25 protein-coding genes and 1 riboswitch are annotated in these 23,330 nt (G+C 73.3%); of the genes, 16 read left to right on the plus strand and 9 right to left on the minus strand.

Translation table 11 applies throughout. From position 1 onward, the window contains the following. Window positions 1-126 precede the first annotated feature (126 nt). A complete protein-coding gene (locus tag FHL79_RS16135; protein WP_138759610.1) occupies window positions 127-894 on the plus strand; it encodes an SDR family NAD(P)-dependent oxidoreductase in 768 nt (255 codons plus the stop codon). Window positions 895-906: 12 nt separating this feature from the next. On the opposite strand, the gene FHL79_RS16140 is transcribed toward FHL79_RS16135, so the two are convergent. Further along, entirely contained in the window at window positions 907-2,094 is a 1,188-nt protein-coding gene (locus FHL79_RS16140; RefSeq protein WP_138759611.1) for an FAD-dependent oxidoreductase, read from the minus strand. A 173-nt stretch (window positions 2,095-2,267) separates the two neighbouring features. Between FHL79_RS16140 and FHL79_RS16145 the strand changes: the two genes are divergently transcribed. From FHL79_RS16145 to FHL79_RS16155, 3 genes are all read left to right on the plus strand, one after another. Further along, complete coding sequence (locus FHL79_RS16145) at window positions 2,268-3,050, plus strand: dienelactone hydrolase family protein (RefSeq protein WP_138759612.1); 783 nt, start codon at window positions 2,268-2,270, stop codon at window positions 3,048-3,050. Between the two features lie 153 nt (window positions 3,051-3,203). Further along, window positions 3,204-4,205 carry a Kelch repeat-containing protein gene (locus FHL79_RS16150; protein ID WP_138759613.1) on the plus strand — a complete coding sequence of 334 codons (1,002 nt, stop codon included), beginning with the start codon at window positions 3,204-3,206 and terminating at the stop codon, window positions 4,203-4,205. 206 nt (window positions 4,206-4,411) lie between these two features. Beyond that, the gene (locus FHL79_RS16155) at window positions 4,412-5,011 is read left to right on the plus strand and encodes a universal stress protein (RefSeq protein WP_138759614.1); all 600 of its coding nucleotides are present in this window, start codon (window positions 4,412-4,414) and stop codon (window positions 5,009-5,011) included. Window positions 5,012-5,029: 18 nt separating this feature from the next. On the opposite strand, the gene FHL79_RS16160 is transcribed toward FHL79_RS16155, so the two are convergent. After that, window positions 5,030-5,728 carry an alpha/beta fold hydrolase gene (locus tag FHL79_RS16160; protein WP_138759615.1) on the minus strand — a complete coding sequence of 233 codons (699 nt, stop codon included), beginning with the start codon at window positions 5,726-5,728 and terminating at the stop codon, window positions 5,030-5,032. A 75-nt stretch (window positions 5,729-5,803) separates the two neighbouring features. On the opposite strand from FHL79_RS16160, the gene FHL79_RS16165 reads away from it, so the two are divergent. Both FHL79_RS16165 and FHL79_RS26185 read left to right on the plus strand, forming a co-directional pair. Further along, window positions 5,804-6,361, plus strand: coding sequence for a TetR/AcrR family transcriptional regulator (locus FHL79_RS16165; protein WP_138759616.1), 558 nt, complete (start codon window positions 5,804-5,806; stop codon window positions 6,359-6,361). Between the two features lie 202 nt (window positions 6,362-6,563). Further along, window positions 6,564-6,725: riboswitch (cyclic di-AMP (ydaO/yuaA leader) on the plus strand. Between the two features lies 1 nt (window position 6,726). Next, a complete protein-coding gene (locus tag FHL79_RS26185; RefSeq protein ID WP_218938491.1) occupies window positions 6,727-7,767 on the plus strand; it encodes a LysM peptidoglycan-binding domain-containing protein in 1,041 nt (346 codons plus the stop codon). A 111-nt stretch (window positions 7,768-7,878) separates the two neighbouring features. Here the strand turns inward: FHL79_RS26185 and FHL79_RS16180 are convergent, their stop codons facing one another. Beyond that, window positions 7,879-8,322 (minus strand): MarR family winged helix-turn-helix transcriptional regulator, encoded by a 444-nt coding sequence (locus tag FHL79_RS16180; RefSeq protein ID WP_138759617.1) that lies wholly within the window; start codon window positions 8,320-8,322, stop codon window positions 7,879-7,881. A 61-nt stretch (window positions 8,323-8,383) separates the two neighbouring features. On the opposite strand from FHL79_RS16180, the gene FHL79_RS16185 reads away from it, so the two are divergent. After that, window positions 8,384-8,755 (plus strand): VOC family protein, encoded by a 372-nt coding sequence (locus FHL79_RS16185; RefSeq protein ID WP_138759618.1) that lies wholly within the window; start codon window positions 8,384-8,386, stop codon window positions 8,753-8,755. A gap of 67 nt (window positions 8,756-8,822) precedes the next feature. On the opposite strand, the gene FHL79_RS16190 is transcribed toward FHL79_RS16185, so the two are convergent. After that, window positions 8,823-9,284, minus strand: a complete 462-nt coding sequence (locus FHL79_RS16190; RefSeq protein ID WP_138759619.1) for an SRPBCC family protein — start codon at window positions 9,282-9,284, stop codon at window positions 8,823-8,825. Window positions 9,285-9,462: 178 nt separating this feature from the next. On the opposite strand from FHL79_RS16190, the gene FHL79_RS16195 reads away from it, so the two are divergent. Both FHL79_RS16195 and FHL79_RS16200 read left to right on the plus strand, forming a co-directional pair. Beyond that, window positions 9,463-9,999: a MarR family winged helix-turn-helix transcriptional regulator gene (locus FHL79_RS16195; RefSeq protein ID WP_138759620.1), complete on the plus strand. Its 537-nt coding sequence runs from the start codon at window positions 9,463-9,465 to the stop codon at window positions 9,997-9,999. Next, window positions 9,996-10,748 (plus strand): dienelactone hydrolase family protein, encoded by a 753-nt coding sequence (locus FHL79_RS16200; RefSeq protein ID WP_138759621.1) that lies wholly within the window; start codon window positions 9,996-9,998, stop codon window positions 10,746-10,748. Before FHL79_RS16195 ends, FHL79_RS16200 begins: the two co-directional genes overlap by 4 nt. A 52-nt stretch (window positions 10,749-10,800) precedes the next feature. On the opposite strand, the gene FHL79_RS16205 is transcribed toward FHL79_RS16200, so the two are convergent. Beyond that, window positions 10,801-11,184, minus strand: a complete 384-nt coding sequence (locus FHL79_RS16205; protein ID WP_138759622.1) for a DUF3224 domain-containing protein — start codon at window positions 11,182-11,184, stop codon at window positions 10,801-10,803. Between the two features lie 472 nt (window positions 11,185-11,656). Here FHL79_RS16205 and FHL79_RS16210 point away from each other — a divergent pair, with 472 nt between their 5' ends. The 3 genes from FHL79_RS16210 to FHL79_RS16220 all read left to right on the plus strand — a co-directional run bounded on the left by FHL79_RS16210 (window position 11,657) and on the right by FHL79_RS16220 (window position 14,316). Next, window positions 11,657-12,292, plus strand: coding sequence for a polysaccharide deacetylase family protein (locus FHL79_RS16210; RefSeq protein ID WP_171058193.1), 636 nt, complete (start codon window positions 11,657-11,659; stop codon window positions 12,290-12,292). A 547-nt stretch (window positions 12,293-12,839) separates the two neighbouring features. Continuing rightward, window positions 12,840-13,058, plus strand: a complete 219-nt coding sequence (locus FHL79_RS16215; protein WP_138759624.1) for a hypothetical protein — start codon at window positions 12,840-12,842, stop codon at window positions 13,056-13,058. Between the two features lie 193 nt (window positions 13,059-13,251). Beyond that, the gene (locus tag FHL79_RS16220; protein WP_138759625.1) at window positions 13,252-14,316 is read left to right on the plus strand and encodes an FAD-dependent monooxygenase; all 1,065 of its coding nucleotides are present in this window, start codon (window positions 13,252-13,254) and stop codon (window positions 14,314-14,316) included. A 62-nt stretch (window positions 14,317-14,378) separates the two neighbouring features. Here FHL79_RS16220 and FHL79_RS16225 read toward each other — a convergent pair whose 3' ends face one another. From FHL79_RS16225 to FHL79_RS16240, 4 genes are all read right to left on the minus strand, one after another. After that, window positions 14,379-14,942, minus strand: a complete 564-nt coding sequence (locus tag FHL79_RS16225; protein ID WP_171058194.1) for a TetR/AcrR family transcriptional regulator — start codon at window positions 14,940-14,942, stop codon at window positions 14,379-14,381. 193 nt (window positions 14,943-15,135) lie between these two features. Then, window positions 15,136-16,578, minus strand: coding sequence for a carboxylesterase family protein (locus FHL79_RS16230; RefSeq protein ID WP_138759627.1), 1,443 nt, complete (start codon window positions 16,576-16,578; stop codon window positions 15,136-15,138). A 65-nt stretch (window positions 16,579-16,643) separates the two neighbouring features. Beyond that, on the minus strand, window positions 16,644-17,990 hold the full coding sequence (locus FHL79_RS16235) for an MFS transporter (RefSeq protein ID WP_138759628.1): 1,347 nt from the start codon (window positions 17,988-17,990) through the stop codon (window positions 16,644-16,646). A gap of 287 nt (window positions 17,991-18,277) precedes the next feature. After that, window positions 18,278-18,961 (minus strand): TetR/AcrR family transcriptional regulator, encoded by a 684-nt coding sequence (locus tag FHL79_RS16240; RefSeq protein WP_218938492.1) that lies wholly within the window; start codon window positions 18,959-18,961, stop codon window positions 18,278-18,280. Between the two features lie 100 nt (window positions 18,962-19,061). On the opposite strand from FHL79_RS16240, the gene FHL79_RS16245 reads away from it, so the two are divergent. The 4 genes from FHL79_RS16245 (at window position 19,062) to aroQ (ending at window position 23,236) form a co-directional block, all read left to right on the plus strand. Continuing rightward, entirely contained in the window at window positions 19,062-19,850 is a 789-nt protein-coding gene (locus FHL79_RS16245) for a hypothetical protein (RefSeq protein ID WP_138759629.1), read from the plus strand. 100 nt (window positions 19,851-19,950) lie between these two features. After that, a complete protein-coding gene (locus tag FHL79_RS16250) occupies window positions 19,951-20,841 on the plus strand; it encodes a shikimate dehydrogenase (RefSeq protein WP_138759630.1) in 891 nt (296 codons plus the stop codon). A gap of 4 nt (window positions 20,842-20,845) precedes the next feature. Then, a complete protein-coding gene (locus FHL79_RS16255; RefSeq protein WP_138759631.1) occupies window positions 20,846-22,672 on the plus strand; it encodes a sugar phosphate isomerase/epimerase and 4-hydroxyphenylpyruvate domain-containing protein in 1,827 nt (608 codons plus the stop codon). A gap of 105 nt (window positions 22,673-22,777) precedes the next feature. Further along, a complete protein-coding gene (gene aroQ / locus FHL79_RS16260) occupies window positions 22,778-23,236 on the plus strand; it encodes a type II 3-dehydroquinate dehydratase (protein WP_138759632.1) in 459 nt (152 codons plus the stop codon). Window positions 23,237-23,330 lie beyond the last annotated feature (94 nt).

The following is a 23,330-nucleotide window of genomic DNA, read 5'->3' on the forward strand; positions in this document are numbered from 1 at the left end:
CGGGAGGCGGTGTGGTGGTCATGTCGGCCAGGCTCCTCGCGCCGCTGCCGCTCCACAACGGTGTGCGCCGCCGTTCGGCCAGGACGGCGCGTCCGGCGCAGTCGGAGGGTGTGGGACGGTCGGCGCATGACAGTCCTCGACAGCTTCAGGCTCGACGGCAAGGTGGCCGTGGTCACCGGCGGGAACCGCGGCCTGGGTCGTGCCTTCGCCCGGGCGCTGGGGGAGGCCGGTGCGGCGATCGCGATCGTGGCACGGGACGCCGCAGCGAGCAGCGCGGTCGTCGACGAGCTGACCGCGGCGGGCGTCCGGGCCGCGGCGTTCCGCGCCGACGTCGGTGACCGGGGGTCCGTCGTGGCGGTCGCCGGGGAGATCGCGGCGGAGCTGGGCCGGGTCGACGTGCTGGTCAACAACGCCGGTGCGTGCATCCACCGGCCGGCGCTCGAGGTGACCGAGGACGAGTGGGACGAGGTCATGCGGGTCAACGTCAACGGTGTCTGGCACGGCTGCCAGGTGTTCGGCGAGCAGATGATCGGCGCGGGCGGCGGCGTGATCGTCAACATCGGGTCGATGTCCGGGCAGATCGTGAACCGCCCGCAGTGGCAGCCGGCCTACAACACCTCCAAGGCCGCGGTGCACCACCTGACGAAGTCGCTGGCCGCCGAGTGGGCACCGCACGGCGTCCGGGTCAACGCCGTCGCCCCGGGCTACGTCCGCACCGACATGACGCCGATCGACCAACCGCAGTTCAAGCGGCAGTGGGTCGACGACGCACCGCTGCAGCGCGCGGCCGAGCCCGAGGAGATCGCCCCGGCGGTGGTGTTCCTGGCCAGCCCGGCGTCGTCGTTCATGACCGGCTCGGTCCTGGTGGTCGACGGCGGCTACACCGTCTTTTGAGCCGCGCTGGTCTCAGGCCGGTGTCCGGCCGGGAGCGGCGCCGGCGTCCCAGTCGACGTGGTGCTCGCGCACCCAGGCACGCGGGTCCCGGTACCGCAGCACCACCGGCATGACCAGGTCGCGGACGACCCGCCCCACTGCCGGCGGCGACTTGGCACTGCTGGTCCGGAAGCCCTGGGCGACGACCCGCTGGGCGCGGTCGCGTCGCGCGTGCTCGTACGCCGACAGCGCCTCGGGCACGGGCAGGTCGCGGAGACAGCGGGCGAGGACGACGGCGTCCTCGATGGCCAGCGACGACCCCTGACCGGCGGCCGGGGAGGTGGCGTGCGCGGCGTCCCCGATGAGCACCACGCGCCGCCCGTCGTGCCAGCGGCGCACAGAGGGGACGTCGTACGTCGACCACCCCCGCAGCTCGTGCGGCGTCGCGTCGACGAGGGCGACGGCGGGGGATCGGTCGACTCCGTGGAGGTCGCGCAGCAGGGCGCGCCACTCCGCGTCGGACCGGGCGGCGACCGCGCCGTCCGCCGGCTCCTGTCGCGCGGGCGGGTTGGCGAACCACCACGTCCGGCCGTCCGGTGAGGGGAGCCAGCCGAAGAAGGACCGACGGCCCATGACCATCGTCAGCCGGCCCACCTCCGCGCCGGCCGGCGTGTGGTCCGAGTAGCCGGCGGTGTTCAGCACCGGGACGAAGCGGGGCGGTGGGGCGTCCGGGTCGAGCAGTGCGCGCACCGACGAGCGGACGCCGTCGGCACCGACGAGCAGGTCGGCCGACTCGGTGGTGCCGTCGGCGAAGGTCGCGGTCACGCCGTCGGGGGTGCTGCGGGCGTCGACCAGCCGGGAGCCGTAGCGCACCTCGATGCCCCGGCGCAGCGCCTCCGCGTGCAGCGCCCGGTACAGCTCGGAGCGCTGCACGGAGACACCGACGACACCGTCGCGACCGGTCGGGAGCTCGCCCAGCCGCCTGCCGGTGCCGCTGCGGAACTCGATCACCGGCGTCGGGTGGCCGACCTCGCGGACCACCGTGTCCGCCTCGATCACCCGCAGCGCGTCCAGGCCGTTGACCTGGACGCCCAGCCACGCCCCGACGTCGCCGGCGGGAGCGGGGTGCGCCTCGTGGACGGTGGCCCCGATGCCCGCCTTCTGCAGGGCCATGGCGGCGACCGGTCCGGCCACCCCACCACCCACCACGAGTGCTCTCATCGCGTCCCCCCGATCCCGCGTCGAGTCCGCCCCCGAGGGAGCCGGGTGCATTCCCCCACACCCGGCCACCCGCTGCCAGCCCCTGCGGCGCGCCGTGCGGGGTGACACGCGGGCGAGCCTCTGCCAGCATCGCTCCTCTCCGCAGCGGGAGCAGGCAGCAGGGAGGCCGGACGATGACCGATCCCCAGGGTCCGCGACTGCAGGACGTCGAGCTGACCAGTGGCGCGGGCGGGACGCCGGGACTGCGGGGCGTGCTCGGCATCCCTCCGGGTCCGGGACCCTGGCCGGGCGTGGTGCTGGTGCACGAGCTGTTCGGCATCGACGACGTCATGCGCCGGCAGGTGCAGCGGATGGCCGCTGCCGGCTACCTGTCGCTGATGCCCGACCTGTTCACCGCCGGCGGGGTGCGGCGCTGCCTGGTGCCGACGTTCCGCGCGATCGCCGCCGGGTCCGGCCGGGCGTTCGTCGACGTGGAGGCGGCCCGCACCCACCTGGCGGCGCTGCCGGACTGCACCGGGCGGATCGGGGTGCTCGGGTTCTGCATGGGCGGCGGCTTCGCGCTGCTGACCGCGCCGCGAGGCTTCGACGTCTCCTCGGCCAACTACGCCCGTCTGCCGGAGGACCCGGACCGTGCCCTGGCCGGCGCCTGCCCGATCGTGGCGAGCTACGGCGGTCGCGACCCCGCGCTGCGCGGGACCGCGGCGCAGCTGAAGGGGGTGCTGACCCGGCTGGGCGTGCCGCACGACGTCCGCGAGTACCCGACGGCCGGGCACGGGTTCCTCGACGACGCCGACCCCGGTCCCCGGGTGCTGCGCCCGCTGCTGCGCCGGGTGCTGAAGTTCGAGCCCGACCCGGTCGCCGCCGCCGATGCCTGGACGCGCATCGAGGCGTTCTTCGCCGAGCACCTCCGCGATGACGCATCCGCAGCACGGGACGGCGACGCCCGGGGGGCCTGAGGACCGCGCGCCGTCGGGCGCGGCCGGTGCGGTCAGCGGTGACGCGGTGGTGACGCCTGTGCCGCTACACCTCGCCCAACTCCGAACGAGGCCGACCGCAAGCGTCCAGACCGAGGGGGGCCTCTGATGGCGGGCTTCACGCTCACCGGCTCCATGAGCGCCGGCCGACACCTGCGGTCCGCCGCGCTCCTCGCGGACGGGCGGGTCCTGGTCGCCGGTGGCCGTGACCTGCAGGGCCCGCCGCTCCTGACGGCGGAGGTCTACGACCCGCAGGCGGGCCAGTGGGCTCCGACGGGGTCCCTGCACCGCTCCCACGAGCGCGGGCTCCTCGTCGCGACGGCGGACGGAGCCGCCCTCGTCGGTGGGGACGAGCCGGGGGAGGACACGTTCCTGGAGACCTGGAGCTCGGCCACCGAGCTGTGGACGCCGACGATCGTGCCGCCGTTCATGTCCCGCGTCGACGGAGCGTGGCGCGACGGCGACCACCTGCTGGTCCTGTGCCTCCCGGAGGGGCTGCTGGACGACATGGAGTTCCGCGCCGTCGACCTCACGACCGGCCAGCTCGACAAGCTGCCGTCGCCGATCACCGCTCGCCACAACTCGCTGAACTGCCAGTTGTCCGACGGCCGGGTCCTGCTCACCGCGGGAGTGTCCTACGGGCTCGGCGGAGGTGGCGGGCCGGTCGAGTTCGTGACCCGTGAGTGCGAGGTGTACGACCCCGGGGCAGGGGGATGGGACGCGGTCGGCGACCTGACCGTGCCCCACATGAGCACCGACAGGTCCGGACAGAGCCTGGTCGCACTCCCCGACGGCGGCGCCCTGATGGTGGCCGGCAGCGGCCTGGGTGCCCCGAACTACACCGACGTGGTGGAGCGTTGGACGAGCGCCACGGGCGGGTGGGACACCAAGGAGCCGCTGACGCAGCGGCGGGACGCGCACACCACCACCGTGTTGCCGGGCGGCTCGGTCCTGGTCACCGGCGGGGAGGGTCCCAGCGGAGTGCGGTCCGACTGCCACACCTACGACCTCGACAGCGACTCCTGGAGCAGCGCCGACTCACTCACGCATCCCCGCCTGACCCACCTCGCCGTGGCCCTGACCGGGGGCAGGGTCCTGATCATCGACGGGGACGGGAGCTGCGAGCTGTTCGCCTGAACGCCGCCACGGGGCGAGTGGTCGGCGGCCCGGCCGGCTCGACGACGGGGGCCGATGACCCTGGTGGGACCCGCGCGGTCGGAGGACCATCCGGGTGACGGCACGCGGGCGGTACCCGTGAACCGTCGACGTGGTGGCCGGCCCGACGGCTCCGCCCCGGAGGCCCCCGTCCGACCCGACCGGTGCGGCGGAGCGGAGGAGGTGGCGTGGTGCACGACGAGGAGGAGTCCCTGTACGTGGACCGGCCCTCGGCCGGACACGAGGTCATGAGTGGGCCCCGGGTGGTGGTGGCGGTCGACGGCTCGGCGGGCTCGGAGGCGGCGATGAGGTTCGCCCTGGAGGACGCGGCGCGGCGCGGCGTGCCGGTCGTGGCGGTCATCGCCTACCGGGTGCCGGACTGGCAGGGGGAGTTCAGCGGACTCGGCGCGACCGAGGAGGCGCGGATCCGGGACACGCTGAGGAGCCAGTGCGTGGACAGGGTCCGCGTGGTGGTCGACGCGGCCGGGCGCGGGTCGGCCGACGCGCTGCGGGACGTGCAGGTCCGTGCGGTGCCCGGTTCACCGGCGGACGTGCTCGTCCGCGAGTCGGACGGCGCGGACCTGCTGGTGGTGGGCAGCCGGGGGCACGGTGGCTTCCACACCATGCTGCTCGGCTCGACGAGCATCCAGTGCGCGACGCACGCCACCTGCCCGGTCACCGTGGTCCACTCGCCCGAGGCCCGCCGCCACCGGCTGCGCCTGCACCGGCAGCGCCAGGACCAGCGGGAGCACCAGGACGTCGCCCGGGTGGCCGCGGACAGCCGCTGAGCCGGCGCGGGTCGCCGGTCAGGTCGGCAGGCCTCCGAGGAGGTCGGCGATCGCCTGCGGCTGGGAGAGGAAGGGGTGGTGCCCGGTGTCGAGCTCGACGACGGCGCCGGCGCGCCGCGCGAAGTCCCGCTGCGCCGAGGCGGGCGTCCCCCTGTCCTGAGCGCAGACCAGGTAGGTCGACGGCACGTGCTGCCACGCCGCCGCCGTCACCGGCTGTCCCACGATCGACAGGCTCTGCCGGGCCAGCCGCCTGCCGGCGTCGGCGGCCACCTCGGGGCAGTCCTGCAGGAACGTGTCGGTGAGGAGCTCCGGGCGGACGCCGAGGGTGCCGGCCCGGACGTCGATGTCGAGGAACGGCGCCGGTTCCGAGGAGCTGAAGGTGGACAGGCTCTCGCCGACCTCGGGCAGGTAGCTGGACACCAGGACCAGGTGCCGCACCGAGTCCACGCCCACCGCGGCCTCGGCGGTCACGATGCCGCCGTAGCTGTGCGCCACCACGACGGTCGGCTCGTCGCCGTCCCGCAGCACCTGCCGGACCGCGGCGACGTCCTCGCCGAGTCCTGGTCCGTCGGGACCTGGTGCCGAACCGGTCTCGCCGCAGCTGGGCAGCCCGGGCGCCACGCTCGCGATCCCGCGCCGGTCCAGCAGGGCGGCGGTGCGGTGCCACCACCACGCCCCGTCCCGGACGCACGCTCCGTGCACGAACACCACTCGCATCGGGACCTCCTCGGGAAGGGCGGCAGAACGCCCTGAACGCTAGACGTACCGGGCGTTACGCGAAAAAATCCCGCCATGGGGCGGGCCAAGCAGCCGGAGATCCGGGAACGCCTGCTGGACGCGTGCACCGACCACGCACTGGCCGGCGGCCTGCCCGACCGCCTCGAGGCGTTCGCCGTCGCCTCCGGCACCTCGCCCCGGATGCTGCTGTACCACTTCGGTACCAAGGAGGCGCTGCTCCGCGCGGTGCTGCAGCGAGCCCGAGGGCGCCAGCGGCAGGACTTCGAGGCGCTGCTGCGGGTGCAGCCGGACGAGGACTACCTGACGACGCTGAGCCGCGCGTGGGCCGGCATGACCAGCGCGCAGGGGCGGCGCTACCTGGACATGTTCGGGCGGTTGCGCGAGGACGCCGAGCAGCGGCTGTGGCCCGGCTTCCGGCGGGAGGCGACGACGGACTGGCTGGGACCGTTGGAGGACGGGCTGCGCACCCTCGGGCGTCCGGAGCTCGCGACGCTCGTCCTCGCCGTCATCCGCGGGTTGATCATGGACCTGGACGCCACCGGCGACACCGACCGCGTCGACCGCGCCTTCGCCGACCTCCTGGCGTCCCTGCGGGACCCGCTGTCCGGGTGAGGCATCGCACGGTCAGCCGACACGCCGGGACGACTCGCCAGGCGTGACCGGTCGGCGCCTCGCGAGGCTGCGTCCCGGACCAGCAGAAACGCCGCACGAGACGGAAAAGTGACGCGCATCACGACGACAGTCGACAAGTCGACTCATAACTTCTTGTGGCGCTCACCCAACACGTGAGCGTGGCGCCGGACCGCCGAGCTCTGCCCACCGGCCGCCTCATCAGAACCCAGGGCAGGGGTGGGGGACCCACGAACTCGGCGCGCATGCCCACGGCAGCGCGCCTCGGGGTGAAGCCGCAGACCGCGGCCGGGCACCGATCGCCCGAACCCGACAGCTGACCCCGCAGGCGGTGATCGGAGATCACCATGGCCAAGCACCGCGCACCCCGCTATGTCCGCACCAAGCACGCTCTCGCCGGCGTCCCCGTCGCCGCAGGCGCGACCGTCGTCGGGCTCAGCGTCCTGAGCACCCCGGCGGCACAGGCCGCCACCACCCACGACTGGACCGGGGTCGCCCAGTGCGAGTCCGGCGGCGACTGGGACATCAACACCGGCAACGGCTACTACGGCGGCCTGCAGTTCAGCCAGTCGACGTGGGCCGGGTACGGCGGCACCGCCCTCGCGCCCCGCGCGGACCTGGCGACCCCGGCCGAGCAGGTCCAGATCGCCGAGAAGGTCCTCGTCGGCCAGGGTGTCGGCGCCTGGCCCACCTGTGGCAAGCGCCTGACGGACGGCACCACCGCAGCCGCCGTCGCCGCGCCTGCTGCCGTGCCTGCTCCCGCGCCTGCCGCAGCACCGGTGGCGATCGCGGCCGACGCGGGCAGCTACACCGTGGTCCGTGGGGACACCCTCGCGAAGATCGCCGCCGCCCACGGGCAGTCCTGGCACGAGCTCTACCAGCTCAACGTCGGCGTCATCGGCAGCAACCCGAACGTGCTCGTCCCGGGTCAGGTGCTGGTGACCTCCGGGGTCGCGCCGGCCGCCGCGCCTGCCGCGGTCGCGCCCGCCGCCGTCACGACCCACACCCTCGTCGCGACCACCACCGACGCGCACATCACCAACAGCGCCGGTGCCGTGAAGCCGCAGGCGCAGGCCGCTGCCGACGCCGTCGTCAGCAACGTGCCGGGCGCCGACAGCATCACCCTCGGCGGCACCCGCGCCAGCGCCGTCGACCCGGGCGGCCACCCGTCCGGGCTGGCCGTGGACTACATGGTGCTCAGCAACGCCACCCTCGGCGACGAGATCGTCGCCTACCACCTCGCCCACTGGGACGAGCTCGGCGTGGACTACATCATCTGGGAGCAGCGGATCCTCACCTCGCCGACCGGCTCCTGGAAGCAGATGGAGGACCGGGGCGGCATCACGGCGAACCACATGGACCACGTCCACGTGAACTACGAGGGCTGAGCCACCCAGCTCCAGCACTGACAGCGACCCCCACCCGTCCGCGGGTGGGGGTCGCTGTCCGTTCGCCGACGTCCTGGACGCGCTCCCCCCGGCTCCTGCCGGGCCGGGCCGCTAGCCCGAGGGTCTCTGCAGGGCGGTGACGCAGCGGAGCAGGTCGCCGTGCAGTCGGCGTTCCTCGTCGGCGGAGAAGGCCGCGAGCATGCGCTGCTCCACCTCCGCGACGACAGAGCTCGCCTCCCGCAGGAGGGCGTGGCCGGCGGACGTGAGCTCGGTGGGCAGTGCGCGTCCGTGCAGTGCGGTCTGCGGTCGGGTCAGCAGACCGCGTGCGGCCAGCCCCTGGAGCACGCCCTGCATCGACTGCCGGGTGACGAAGGTGCGTCGAGCGAGCGCGGCGGCGGAGAGCCCGGGGTGTTGTCCGAGCACCTCCAGCAAGGAGTACTGCGGCACCGACAGGTCGAGCGGTCGCAGCGCGTCGTCCAGCGCGCTCCGCAACGCCGAGGCGGCCTGCTTGAGCGCATAGCCGACTGATTCCCCCAGGTTCCCCACTTGCTTCACGTCAGGATCCTGACATACGGTGTTGATGTCAGGATCCTGACATCAACACCGTGGAGGAACCATGCCCGTCACCGGACCGGACTTCATCGCCCTGCAGGTGCGCGACGTCGAGGCCGCAGCCACGTTCTACGAGGAGCGGCTCGGCCTGCGCCGCACGCCGGTCGCTCCACCAGGGGCGGTCGTCTTCGCCACCGAACCGATCGCCTTCGCGGTCCGGACACCGCTCCCGGGCACCGACCTGGATGCCGTCACCCCCCGGCCGGGCGCCGGGGTCGCGCTGTGGCTGGCTGCCGATGACGCGCAGGCGCTGCACGACGACCTGGTGGACGCCGGCGTGCCGGTCCTCGCTGCACCGTCCGACAGCCCCTTCGGGCGGACCTTCACCTTCGCCGACCCGGACGGCTACGCCGTCACCGTCCACGACCGGGGCTGAGGCGCTCCCGGCTGCCCATCACGACGTCTCCCGCACCGCGGCAGGCGTCGTGTGCAGGCTGTCGGGCTCATCCTTCCCGGACGTCGGCGCCCGGGCCGCCGGCCAGTGCCGCGGAGTCGGTGAGCCCAGCGACGAACTGCTCGGTCGCCCGCCGGAGGGCGCTGACGTAGAAGCGCCCGGTGCCTGGCACCTTCGGGACGAACGTCGTGTGCCAGCGGACGTCGGTCCCGCCGTCCGCACGCTCGGACAGGTCGACGTCGGCGCGGTAGTCGCGCACCGCCAGACCGGACAGCAGCGTGTAGCTCAGGCGCCGCAGGGGCCGGGACTCGATGACCTCCTCGCGGAGCGTGTACCGGCCGTTCCGGAACACGCGTACCTCGCCGCTGCCGTCGGCGCCGCCTGCTCGCTCCTGCCGGTGGGTGTCGATCGGCGTCCAGTCGGGCCAGGTGGCGCTGTCCCCGAGCAGTCGCCACACGGCCGTCGGAGAGGCGGCCGTCGTGCCGTTCACCTCGAACTCCCGCATGCGCATCTGGACGCTCCCTCGCTCGGTGACCAGATGGAGGCTGCCACCTCGCGGGCTCGGGGAGGGGGCACCGGAACACCCGTGCCTGCTCTTCCCGGTGTGCCCGCGGGGCGCCCGTGCGCTGCCCCAGGTGGTGTGGGTGCGCCCTTGACAGGCTAGCTGTCATGGCGACAGACTGCCTGTCATGAAGCTGACGACGGCGGATGACCCTGACGTCCTGGCCGGGGCGGGGACGCCCGGAGCGGAGGACGCCAGTGACGGCCCCGGCACCGGCGGCACCGCGTACCAGGTGCTCAGGCAGGTGCGCCCGCTCTACCAGGCCTCCGAACGCGCTGTGGACCATGTGCTGCGCGGCACCGACGTGACGGTGCCGCTGCGCGCGGTGCTGGAACTCGTGCTGACTCGGGGGTCGATGACCGTCCCGCAGGTCGCCCGGGAGTTCGGGATCACGCGGCAGAGCGTCCAGGCGCTCGTCGACACCGGTGCAGCCCGTGGGCTCGTCGGGTTCGAGGACAACCCGCAGCACCGGCGCTCCCGCCTGGTCGGGGCGACCGAGCGCGGCAGGCGGACCTTCACCGAGGTCCACCGACGCGAACTCGCGAACCTCGACCGCGTCACCGCCGACTTCGACGTCGAGGACCTCGCAGCGTGCGCCCGCGTGCTGGCGGTCCTCACCGACCGCATCCGCCAGATCGACGACCAGGACCAGGAGCCCTCGTGAACCAGCAACCTGACCTCATCCTCCCGACCCGCCTCATCGATCCGGTGGACCACGGCGACTTCGACCTCTACCTGCCTGAGCGGGGCGGACGACCGCCCGTCGTCCTGCTGGTGCACGGCCTGTTCCAGCAACCACCGCCGGTGAGCCCGCGTTGGACGCCGTTCTTCCGTGCCTACGCCTCGCAGCTCGCGCACCGCGGCATGGCCGCCGTGGTGTTCGACCACGAGCTGACCGGCGGTGTGCGCTATCCCGAGGCCGCAGCGACGCTCGACCGGGTGCTGTCCGCGGTGCGCGGCAGCAGCGACGTCGACGGTGACACGGTGGCGCTCTGGTTCTTCTCCGGCGGCGGTCCGCTCGCCTACCCACCCCTCGCCGCCGGCCACGACTGGCTGCGTTGTGTCGCACTGACCTACCCCCTGCTGCCCACCGAGGACATCCCCGGCTGGCCGTCACTGTCCGACGCCGTGCGGGCGCTGGATGACACCCCTGTGGTGCTCACCCTGGTCGAGCACGAGCTCCCCGCGTTCGCAGCCGGTCAGCGGGCGCTGCTCGAGGCGCGGCCCGTCGGCCTGACGACCATCGACGTGCCGGCGGCACAGCACGGCTTCGACACCGGCCCGGACACAGCGCACGGCCGGGCAGCAGTCCTCCAGGCCCTGGACGCTGTCGCCGGCCACCTGGTCGCGGCGCAGGTCGGTGCCGACCGCGTCGAACGTCCCAGCGGTGTGCCGGGTCTCAAGCTCAGGTGACGACTGCTCCGGCGGCCTCGGGAACGGTGCCGCTCCCTCCAGCCAGGTCTCGCTACTGGTCCAGGCTGTAGTCGAGGGTCAGGACCCCAGCCTGCATCTCGCTGGCCTGGCCCCGGAGCCCTGCGAGCTCGTCCGTGCCGGAGGCGGGCACGACGGCGCCGAAGGTGGACGGTGTCCCCGCGTCCATCGAGCCGCCGTGCTGGATGACGAAGCTGCCCCGCCTGCCGTCCAGGCTGCCGACGACACGCTCGCTCGCGACGTACCCGGCGCCACCCTCGCCCTGGGCGGTGAGCACGTGCGCGACGCCGTGTCCCTCGATGACCCCGGAGTAGCGCTTGCGGATCGTGACCCGAGTGAGGCGCGGACCGGCCTCGGGCTGGTCGTAGACCTCCTCGGAGTCGTCCACGATCTCGAAGGTCGCCTCGATGCGCGCCATCGCCGAAGGGTAGCCATCTCGCAGACGCTGAGCAGGTTCCCGTGGTGTCCCTGGATGGGCCGCTCGGAGACGTCGCCCGTCGGGCGACCGGTCAGCGGGCCCGCACGGCGATGCCGGGGTGGGCCAGCACGAAGCCGGTCTCGCCGTGGACGAGTCGACCGGAGAAGCGGACGCGGGGGGCGGTACTCCTGGCGTTGGTGCCCGTCCCGGTCGCTGACCGCGTCGTCGATCACCGGCATCCCGGGGAGCGGCACGCGCACTGGTCATGGAGCCCTGCACCGCCGGTGCAGGCGGCGGTACGCATGAGCCACCGGACGGAGGCAAGCAGGTCCTCGAGCCGGAGCGGCATCCGCCGGAGGTCGGCTACAACCCACACCATCCCCAGCTGGGGTCACCGCCAGCGGACACCACCTGCGCCAGTTGTCGCGGTGATCGGTCCGCCGCGACTCGGCGCAGTGTGCCACCGTGGCTCATGAGGCCTCGCACGGTGGTCGTCGTCGCGGCAGCCTGGGGACTGGTGCTGCCAGCCGTTCCCGCTCAGGCGGCACCGGAGCCGTGTGCGGCCGGCCACGTCCGCCTGACCTTCGACGACGGTCCCCACCCCACCGCTACGCCGGACATCCTCGACACCCTCGCGGAGCACGGGGTGACCGCGACGTTCTTCGTGGTCGGCCGGATGGCCGGTGCCCATCCCGCTCTCGTGCGGCGCGAAGACCACGAGGGCCACACCGTCGGCAACCACTCGTGGGACCACCCGGACCTCACCACGCTGGACCGGGCCCGGGTGGTCACGGAGCTGCAGGAGACCAACGACGTGATCGAACAGGTGACCGGTACGACTCCGACGCAGTGGCGCCCGCCGTACGGGGCGACGAACTCTGCGGTGGAGGCTGCGGCCGCGGATGTCGGGCTGACCTCGATGGTGCTGTGGACGGTGGACCCGCGTGACTGGGCGGATCCGCCGGCGACGACCGTCCGGGACCGCGTGCTGCAGGCGGTGCGGCCGGACAGCACCATCCTGCTGCACGACGGCACCGGAGCACACACTCCCGAAGCACTGCCCATGATCCTCGCGGGGCTGGCCGACATGGGGTTGTGCGTCCGCTGACGGCGGATCGGTTCCCGCACGCCGCGGTGGCCCCGGGCGACCGCGGACAGATGCGTGCTGCGCCCGGTGGCCGGCACCCGGACCCGCGGCCCCGAACGGACGGACCGTGGACCCATCTGCTCCTCCACCCGGCCATCCCGGCGCACGAGCGGGTGGTGGTGTCAGGCGTCCTCGCTGGCCGGCATCTCGGCACGGCTCGGCTGCACCCTCATCGGTTCTCCCGGCATCTTCGGGGAGCGGACCCGCTGAGCGATGTGCATCCCCAGCACCGCTGTGGCAGCCGATGTGAGGTCACGCGTCGGGCGGAGCGTCGTTCCCCCTCGGACTGTCGACCCGGGGACCTCCTCACGGGTTGATGACCCTGCGTGACCTCGATGGGCTGAAGAACTCGCAGGGGTGTCACCCGATCGGCGAAGTGTGACGCTCGGTGGTGGGAAAGCGAGCACGCAAGTGGGTGGAACACCTGATCGGGGGGCGCCGGGGCTGCCTAGTCTCCGTCCACCGACCGTCGCCCTCGTGGGCGAGCGGTCACGACGAAGGAGGAGCGTTGCGCGCCTTGATCCGATGTACGAACGCCCGCCTCACCGCCGTCGCCCGGCGTGCGCTGGGCGACGACCCCGAGCGGGGCGACGTCCAGGGCTGGGCCGCGCTCGGTGGCCTGGCTGCGGTGAGCACCGTGGTGATGGTGGCGAAGTACCAGGAGCTCCTGGTCCAGGCCATGTCGAAGGTGGCGGACGCGACCCTCGGCGGGCCGCCTGGCGTGTGACGCCCTCGACTGCGACGGCGCCTCCCTCAGGTCGAGACAAGGGCCGTTGTGTGGGTCAGGAGCGCTGGGGAGTCTCGCAGAGCATGCGGTCGCTCACCGATGGGGAGGCGGGCCGTTGACCTTGGCAGTCGAGCGCGGTGTCGAGGGGGACGTCGCCATGGCGTCTCTACTATGAACGTAGTAGCGTCGGTGCATGACGCGTTCAGCTGCGATCGTGGGAGCGGGCGTGGGCGGCCTGTCGGCGGCGCTGGGATTGAGCCGTGCCGGTTGGCGGGTGTCCGTGCTGGAGAAGTGGCCACAGGTGGTCGGCACGGGCGCCGCACTGGGATTGTGGCCCGACGCCCAATCGGCGTTGGAGCGGCTGGGGTTGGGCGATGAGCTGCGGCGGACCGCTGTGCCGTACGAGCACGGCGAGATCCGTACCTCCGAGGGCCGACGACTGACGCCCCTCCCCGTTTCCCGCATCCGTCGCACGACCGGGAGGTTCGTACTGCTGCTGTCTCGGACGTCGCTGATGAACATGCTTTTGGGGGCCGTGACTCGGCACGGCGTGACGGTCGAGACCGACGTCCGCATCACCGACCCGCAGCAGCTCGCGACCGAGCACGATGTGGTCGTCGGCGCCGATGGCCTGCGCAGCGCCGTCCGTCGGGCGTACTTCGGCGATGCCACAGCGCCACGGGATGCGCAGTTCACGGCCTGGCGTGGCTCCGTGGAGACCGAGACGAACTGGTACGGAGAAACGTGGGGGAAGGGGCAGATCTTCGGCATCACGCCGATGGAGCCCGGGCGGACCAACTGGTACGCGGCCGTTCGGCACGAGAGTCCCCGAGACGACGCGGGTCTGGCGCTGCAGCACCTGCTGGCCTTGTACGAGGGCTGGCCGGCGCCCATCGAGGAAGTCCTGTCCTCGAGCAAGCCGGAGGCGCTGCTCCAGCACCAGGTCTTCGACCTGACGCCCCCGCTCCCGTCCTACGTCCGCGGCAACGCGGTCCTCGTCGGTGACGCGGCGCATGCCATGACGCCATCGCTCGGACAAGGGGCATGCCAGGCGGTCATCGATGGTGTTGCGCTGGCCGGCGCACTGGCCCAGGGGGATGACGTGGCAGCCGCGCTCCGCGCCTACGACGACGAGCGTCGTCGGCCGACGCAGCGTCTCGTGGTCGGCTCGGCCCGGGCCTCCCGCATCGGTCTGGCGGAGCAGTGGCTCGGCCTGCGATCAGCCGTGTTGCGCATGAGCGCTCCCGTCGCCCGCTGAACCCCGTCCATGGGCGCTGTGCCAGGGAGCGGTGGTGTGCTGCTGGTGTCCCGCTGCTCCGCTCAGCGGCTGTCCAGCGTCTCCGAGACCGAGCCGGCCAAGGCGGTCACGAGGGGCTCGAGTGTCGACCGGGCATCGAAGTCCTGCTGTGGCCGGATCAGCTGGTCGATGATGACCCCGTCGATGCAGGACAGCAGCGTGCGTGCCGCCGCCTGGGGAGTCGGCGCTCCGATGCTGGTCAACCGGTCAGCCAGCAGCTCCCAGAACGGGACGGTTGCGGCCAAGAGGCTCGGGCGGAGCTCTGGCCGCCACGCGGCCTCGAGGAAGATCGCGTGGCGGGCGAGAGTCTGCGTCCGCCCTGGGCCCAGCAGGAAGGCGACCATGCTGGCCGCCTCGTCCACGAGTGATGCGACCGATGATCCGCTGTGCTGATCGGTTCCCAGGGAGGCGATGAGACGCAGTTCCCGGCGCGCGAGGTGCTCCAGGACGCCGGACAACAGGGCGTCGCGGGTGCGGAAGTAGTTCGACGCAGTACCGGGAGGGAGTCCCCCGTGCCGGTCGACCGCTCCGTGCGTCAGGGCTCGGATGCCGGCCTCACCCAGGAGGTCCAAGGCGGCGTCGAGCACCTGTGCCCGCCGGCTCACGCTGACCCCACCCCGGCAACGCTACCTGCGCCCGGACAGCGGCATCCAAGTCAGTGCAGCGACGTGGCCAGGTGGCGCTGGATGGTGGGTCCCGACTCATGGCGGTGTCGCAGCTGCCTGCGCTGGGTCGACGGTGCGGGCACGTGTCCTCGACCAGCAAGCGACAGGGGTCAGCTCAGGTGGACGTGTCCCAGGCCCGCCGCCGCTGTCCGGCGGGGTCCGACTCGACCCGCGACGTCGCGTCGAAGACGGCGGTGCAGCGGGCGGCGGGCTCGTACGGTACCCAGTCCACCAGCTCACCGGTCGCCGGTGTGCCGGCGCGCACCATGCCGAGGACGGCGTCGTGCAGCACGGCGGTCACCGCCTGGTCGGCGTCGGTCATGTCCGCGGCGGGCCGGGCCAGCAGCGGGCGCTCCACGAAGCGCGGCGGGTGGGCCCACAGGCAGGCGTTGTCCGCGCCGTGCGTCGGGCCCAGACGGTCGTACGGCGGCAGACCGGGGGAGTGGTCCCAGCGGCTCACCCAGGCCCGGCCACCCGCCGACACCTGGGCCTGCGCCAGCTCCCACACCGGCTGCACCCACATCTCGTCGGTGAGCAGGGCCTGGACCGGGTCCTCTCCCGGCCGGGCGGTTGCTGCGTAGACCGCGTGCAGCCGGTCAAAGCGAGCGCCGCCCACCCGCGCCCGGGCGACCGCGACGGCGTCGCCGCTCCCGTGCTGCAGGAACATCGTCATCTCGTCGCGGCAGGAGCCGAACCACAACGCGGTGTCCCGCAGCGCGCCGGTGGCGACCGCCACGGCGGGCTGGACCGCCAGCACGGTGCCGTCGAGCACCGGGCCCCACACCACCCCGCCGAGCCGCTGCCGGCGCGACTCGCGAGCGACGGTCGCCGCCGCTGCCATGACCGCCTCGGCCGGCAGGGTCCGCAGAGCGGCCAGGTCGGTGCGCGGCACGCCGAGCTGGTGCAGCGTGCGCGCAGCGACGTCCACCGCCTCCGCGGGCTCCAGCACGGGGCCCCCGACCGAGAAGGCCACCGCGGCGCGCGCCCGTTGCCCGGCCGAGGTGGCGAGCAGGGCGCACACCAGGCTCGCCCCGGCCGACTGGCCGACCAGGGTGATCCGGTCCGGATCGCCACCGAAGGCGGCGATCTCCCGGCCGACCCAGTCCAGGGCGGCCAGCAGGTCTGTGAGGGCCGGGCTCGGGTCGGGCGCCTCGGCGGTGCCCAGCTGCAGGAACCCGAAGGGGCCGAGCCGGTAGGACACCGCCACGACGACCGCCGGCCCGGCGGCAGCGAGCACCGAGCCGTCGTAGTCGGCCGCCGCCCCGGTCTGGAACGCCCCGCCGTGCACCCAGAACAGCACGGGCAGCGGGCCAGGGACGTCGTCCGGCGCGTACACGTCGAGGGTCAGGCAGTCCTCGGTACCGGTGAGCGACCCGGCAGGTGTCCACTGCACGCCGACCGGGCCGGGAGCGGTGGCGTCGCGCGTGCCGGCCCAGCTCGGCGCCGGGCCGGCCGGCCCGAAGCGCTCGGCCGTGGCGTAGGCGATTCCGCGCCAGCTGCGGACGGTCCCGGCCACGCGGCCGACGACCGGTCCGGAGCCGGTGGGGACGAGGGACACGGGCTACCTCCGGGGATGGACGCGACTGCGGGCCCCGGCACGGCCGGGGCCCGCAGGGTGAGCGGTCAGGCGTGGGTCAGCTGCTGATCCCGGTCGGCGGCCCGGGTGCCCAGGTCGGCGAGCGGCACGTGCGCGGTCTCCCGGGCGGTGAGCGCGCAGAGGCCGGCCACGGTCGCCGCGCCCGCGGTCAGCAGGGCGACCGGCAGCCAGCCGTCCACGCCGTCGCCGACGATGGCAGCGGCGATCGTCGGGGAGAAGCCGCCCAGAGCGAAGCCGATCTGCGTGCCGATGGCGGTTCCGGAGTAGCGCACCTTCGTGTCGAACATCTCGCCGTACAGGGCCGGCCAGACTCCGTTGGCCGCGGAGTAGACGAGCCCGGCCAGCAGGATCCCGAACAGGAAGATGAGCCCGACCCGGCCGTGCTGCAGCGCCCAGAGGAACGGGAAGACCATCACCGCGGAGCCCAGCGCCCCGATGGCGAACACCGGGCGTCGGCCGATCCGGTCCGACAGCATCGCCCAGAGCGGGAGCGCGGCGAGCGCCAGCACGTTGGACAGGATGACCATCCACAGCAGCGTCGTCCGCTCCAGACCCACCACGTTGGTCCCGTGGGCGAGCGACCAGGTGCCGACGATCGTGCTCACGGTCGAGACCAGCGCGCAGAGGACCACCCGGATCACGGCCGGCGAGTGGTCGCGGAAGAGCACGGCGACGGGCAGCTTGGCGACCTCGTGGGCCTGCTCGGCCTTCTCGAACTCGGGGGTCTCCGGCAGCGAACGCCGCACCCAGTAGCCGACCGCGACGACGAGGGCGGACAGGAAGAAGGGGATCCGCCAGCCCCAGCTGAGCAGCTGGTCCTCGGGGAGCTGGGCGACGGCGAGGAACACCAGGTTGGCCAGGATGAGGCCGGCCTGGGTGCCCTCCAGGGTGAAGCTGGTGAAGAAGCCACGCCTGCCTTCCGGCGCGTGTTCCAGCGTCATCGAGTTGGCACCGCTCTGCTCACCGGCGGCTGAGAGCCCCTGGAGCACGCGGAGCAGCACCAACAGGATCGGCGCGGCGACGCCGATGGACTCATACGACGGGACCAGTCCGATGGCGAACGTGGAGACGCCCATCAGCAGCAGCGTCGCCACCAGCATCTTCTTGCGGCCCAGCTTGTCGCCGTAGTGGCCGATGATCACCGCGCCGACCGGGCGGGCGACGTAGGCGACGCCGAAGGTCGCCAGTGAGAGCAGAGTTGCCGTCGCCGGGTCGCTGTCGGGGAAGAACACCTCCGGGAAGACCAGCCCGGCGGCGGCCCCGTAGATGAAGAAGTCGTAGTACTCCAGCGCGCTGCCGACGAAACTGGCGAGCGCCGCCTTGCGTGGCACGTGCACGGGCGCGGCGCCGCCCGGCTCGGGGGTCGAGCTCATGAGTTCTCCTGGGGGCCAGCGGCAGGGACCGGTGTCCCTGCGGGGTGGGCGACCGGGGGGCTCCCGGTGCGGTCAGCGGTGCGGCGTTGCAGAGCTGTGCGTGCGGTCCGGGGTCCCCGGCTCGGCACGCCCGCCCTTCTCGGGCTGGTGCTCCCAGCGGTATGTACCAACTGGTTACGTACCAGATGGTGAGGTGATGGCGGTCACGATGTCAAGCGGGCACGGCCTGACCCGGATGCAACGGACGGAAAGGTGCAGGTGGACGGCGGTGCGCCGGCCGGGCGGGGTCAGCCGGCGGTCAGGTAGGCGACCACGAGGTCGCCGAGCATGCTCCGCTGGTGGTCCCGCCGGGCCGGGTCGAGCAGGTCGCGGCCGAAGATGGCACCGAACGTGTGCCGGTTGGCGGTCCGGAAGACGCAGAACGCGCTGATCACCTGGTGCACGTCGAGGGCGTCCACGTCGTCCCGGAAGAGCCCGGCGGTCCAGCCCCGCTCCAGGATGGTGCCGAGCACGTCGACCGCGGGGTTGGCCAGCCCGGTGAGGACCTCCGAGTGCGCGATGTGCTCGGCGTGGTGGATGTTCTCGATGCTGACCAGCCGGATGAACTCCGGGTGCGACTCGTGGTGGTCGAAGGTGAGCCCGGCGAGCTCGCGGATCGCTTCCACCGGGTCGAGGTGCTCGACGTCCAGTTGCTGTTCCAGGCTGCGGATCCGGCTGTACGCCTGCTCCAGGACGGCGACGTAGAGCTGCTCCTTGCCGCCGAAGTAGTAGTAGATCATCCGCTTGGTGGTGCTGGTCTTGTCCGCGATCTCGTTGATCCGGGCACCGGCGTAGCCCCGGTCGGCGAACTCGCTGGTGGCCACGGCCAGGATGTCGGCCCGGGTGCGGTCGGCGTCCCGGGTCCGCTCACCGGGACCGGCGGCGGCGGGGTCGCGGTGGACTGCCTCGGCGTCGGACGGCTGCGCGGTCACGCACGGAGCCTAGGACGGCGGCCCGGGTGCTCGGTCAGTACGCTCGCGGACCGCACCCGGGCGCCGCACGGCGCAGAGAGGCGGCACCGACGTGAACCGCATGGTCGTCCACCAGTCCGTCGTCCACCCGCTCGATCCACTGCAGTTGACCGAGCTGCTGCCCGGCACCGGCTGGGACTCCCTGGGCCTGCACGTCGGGGCCGCCGAGGAGGTCGAGCACTGGTGGTCGGGTGGGACGGGTGAGCAGAACCTCGCCCGCCTGGTGGACCTGCTGCTGCAGACCCGGGTGACGGTCCTCGACGTCGGCCGGGTGCGCCTGGACGGCCCGCTCCCGGCGGACGACGTGCACGCCGCACACGGCCGGGTCCTCGACCTCGGTGCGCGCTTCGGAGCGCGCTTCGTGACCGCCCGCTTCGGCGCCCCGAGCACGCCGGCCGGCCGCGGCCTCGCCGAGCGGGTGGAGCTCTTCGGGCAACTGGCCGACCAGGCCCGGCCCTACCGGCTGCGCCCGCTGCTGGCCCCGGTGCCGGCCGACCGGCTCGATCTGCTCACCGACGCGCTCGCGGTGGTGGCCCCCTCCCGGGGCGGGCTGGTGCTGGACGTCGCGGCGACGTCGACCACGGCCGACCAGGTCGAGGAGGCTGTCGAGCTGGTGTGGGAGCACCTCGGCTACGTCCGGCTGAGCGCCCGGGGAGTGGAGGCGGCCGCAGGGGCCGCCGCCGGTCTGCTGGCCACCCTCCCGCCGCACGTCCCGGTCGCGCTCGGCGGCGACGACTCCCAAGGGCTGCTGGCCGAGGACCCGGCACCACGGCTGCGCCGGCTGCACGCGCTCGTCGACGAGATGCTGGAGCACCCCCGGGCACGGGCTCGGCGGCTGGGCGGCTCGTGACCCGGCGTGTGGAGCGCGGCGCGTCGGGGCTGGCGCCGGCGCTCCGGGTGTGGTCCTCTGGAGACGCAACTCACCAACTGGTTACCAGTCGGAGGCCCTCGTGACCCCACCCTCCCGCAGTGTTCTCGTCGGCCTGGTCGGCAGCGGCATCGGCCCGTCGCTGACCCCGCCGATGCACGAGCGGGAGGCTGACCAGCTCGGCATCCGCTACCTCTACCGGCGGTTCGACCTCGACGACCTGCAGCTGCCCGCGGAGGCGGTCGGGGACCTGCTGGCCGCCACCCGGCTCGCGGGGTTCGACGGGCTCAACGTCACCCACCCGTGCAAGCAGCTCGTGCTGCCGCACCTCGACGAGCTCACCGCCGACGCCGCAGCGCTGGGAGCGGTCAACACGGTCGTCTTCCGGGACGGGCGGGCCATCGGGCACAACACCGACTGGTCCGGCTTCGCCCGGTCCTTCGACCGCGGGCTGCCCGAGGCCGCCCTCGACGACGTCGTCCTGCTCGGTGCCGGCGGGGCCGGCGCGGCCGTCGCCCATGCTCTGCTGACGCTCGGCGTCGGCCGGCTCACCGTGCTGGACGTCGACGGCGAACGCGCCCGGTCCCTGGTCGACGCGCTGTCGGCGCGCTTCGCCGCCGACCGGGCGGTCAGCGGCGACCTCGACAGCCTGGAGCCGTCGCTGGCAGCGGCGGACGGACTGGTGCACGCCACGCCCACCGGGATGGCCGCGCACCCTGGCCTGCCCGTGCCGGCCGCCCTGCTCCGGCCGCCACTGTGGGTGGCCGACGTCGTCTACCGACCGCTGGAGACCGAGCTCGTCCGCACCGCCCGGGCCGCGGGCTGCCGGGTGCTCGACGGCGGGGGCATGGCGGTCTACCAGGCGGTGGACGCGTTCCGGCTGTTCACCGACGTGGAGCCGGACGCCGACCGGATGCTCGCCCACTTCACCACCCTGGTCGGCGAGCCCGTTCCCGACGCACGGGTCGGCTGACCGGATGCCGTTCCGTCGGTCCGTCGCCACCGTCTGCCTGTCCGGCACGCTGGAGGACAAGCTCGCCGCTGCTGCCGGGGCCGGCTTCGACGGCATCGAGGTGTTCGAGCCCGACCTGATCGCCTCCCCGTGGCGCCCCCGCGAGCTGGCGGCCCGGTGCGCCGACCTCGGCCTGGGCATCGAGCTCTACCAGCCCTTCCGCGACCTCGACTCCACCGACCCAGCCACGTTCGCCCGCAACCTGCGCCGTGCCGACCGCAAGTTCGACGTCATGGCCGACCTCGGCGTGGACACCGTGCTGGTCTGCTCGTCGGTGTCCGACGACGCCGTCGCCGACGTCGACCAGGTCGCCGAGCAGCTGGCCATCGCGGCCTCCCGGGCCGGCGAGCGCGGGCTGCGGATCGCCTACGAGGCCCTGGCATGGGGCCGGCACGTCTCCACCTGGGAACGCTCCTGGGAGGCGGTCGCCCGGGCGGACCACCCGGCGCTGGGCTTGTGCCTCGACAGCTTCCACGTGCTGTCCCGCGGCGGGGACCCGGCCGGCTTCGCCGTCGTCCCCGCCGAGAAGCTCTTCTTCCTGCAGCTCGCCGACGCCCCGCACCTGCGGATGGACGTGCTGCAGTGGAGCCGCCACCACCGGCTCTTCCCGGGACAGGGAGCCTTCGACCTGCCCGAGTTCCTGCGCTGCGTGCTCGACGCCGGTTACGCCGGGCCGCTGTCGCTCGAGGTGTTCAACGACGTCTTCCGGCAGTCGGACCCGGCCCGCACGGCGGTGGACGCGCTCCGCTCGCTGATGTGGCTGGAGGAGCAGTTGCCCGGCCCGGCCGCCGTCCCTGCGGCCCCCGAGCTGACCGGCCACTCGTTCGTCGAGCTCGGCGTCGACGGGGTCTCCGGACCGCAGGTCGCGCAGACACTGCACGAGCTCGGCTTCGCACACACCGGACAGCACCGTTCCAAGCCGGTCCAGCTGTGGGAGCAGGGGCGCGCCCGGGTGCTCCTCAATGCCTCCGTCGTCCGCCCGGCTGCCGCCGGCATCGCCGCGGTCACCGCGCTGGGGCTGGAGAGCGTGGACCCCGGCGCGTCGGCTGCCCGCGCGGAGGCACTGCACGCGCCGGTCCTGCCCCGGGACCGTGGCACGGCCGAGGCCCACCTGTCAGCGGTCGAGGCGCCCGACGGCACCCAGGTGTTCTTCACCCGGACCGGCCCCGGCGGGTGGCCCGCGGACTTCCTGCCCACCGACGAGCCGGACGGGGGCGCCGCGGGGCTGGCCAGCATCGACCACGTCGGCCTCACCCAGCCCTTCGACGCCTTCGACGAGGCCGGGCTGTTCTACCGTGCTGTGCTCGGGCTGGCGCCTCAGGCGGTCACCGAGTTCGCCGCCCCGTTCGGACTGGTGCGCAGCCGCGCGGTCACCGGGCCCGAGCGCGCGGTGCGGCTCGCGCTGAGCGTCGCCACGCTGCGCCGCGGCGGCTGGTCGCCGGCGGTGCCGGACCCCCAGTACGTCGCCTTCGCCACCGACGACATCGCGTCCACGGCCGCCCGGCTGCGGGCAGCCGACGCGCCGCTGCTCCCGGTACCGGCCAACTACGCCGACGACCTGGAAGCCCGGCTCGAGCTCGCGCCGGAACTCCTCGGTGCGATCCGCGAGCACGGCCTGATGTACGACCAGGACGAGCGTGGCGGCTACCTCCACCTGGCCACCCTCGTGCTCGGTGACCGGGTGTTCTTCGAGGTGGTCCAGCGGCTGGGCGGGTACGACGGCTACGGCAGCGCCGACGCACCCGTCCGGATGGCCGCGCACCGGCAGGCACGGACCTCTCGAGCCGACTGACCCCGGCGGTGATGTGCGGACCACGACGTTCCTCGTGGACCGGCTCACGGTGGGCACGTCAGGTCGTCACCTCTGCCAACGCACGTCTGTGAGGAGTGCTGCTCCATGATCGACGCCGATCGGCTCCGGGTCCTCGTGCTCAACGGCCCGAACCTGAACATGTTGGGCACCCGTGAGCCAGCGATCTACGGGACGCACACCCTGCGTGATGTCGAGGAGCTGGTGGCGACGAAGGGCCGTGAGCTGGGGCTCGACGTCACCTGTTTCCAGAGCAACTCCGAAGGTGAGCTCATCGACACGCTGCACGCAGCCCGGGGCACGCATGCCGGCCTCGTGCTGAACGCCGCTGGGCTGACGCACACGTCTGTGGTGCTGCGCGACGCGGTGGCGGCCTCGGAGCTGCCCTTCGTCGAAGTGCACATCACCAACGTGCACAAGCGTGAGCCGTTCCGGCACACCTCCTTGCTCTCAGATGTCGCGCATGCCGTCATCGCCGGCGCGGGCATACGGGGATACGCCTTCGGGCTCGAGGTGCTCAGCGACCTCCTCGGGCAGCGGCGGTGAGGCCGGCGGTCGCGCCGAGTACAGCAACGCGCCCCGCACGACGGCTGATCGGGTCGTCGGTGCGTCGGGTTCGGGCAACACCCCGCCGGGGAGC

Origin of the sequence: Modestobacter altitudinis (genome assembly GCF_005930475.1) — a bacterium.
Classification (GTDB): Bacteria; Actinomycetota; Actinomycetes; order Mycobacteriales; family Geodermatophilaceae; genus Modestobacter; species Modestobacter altitudinis.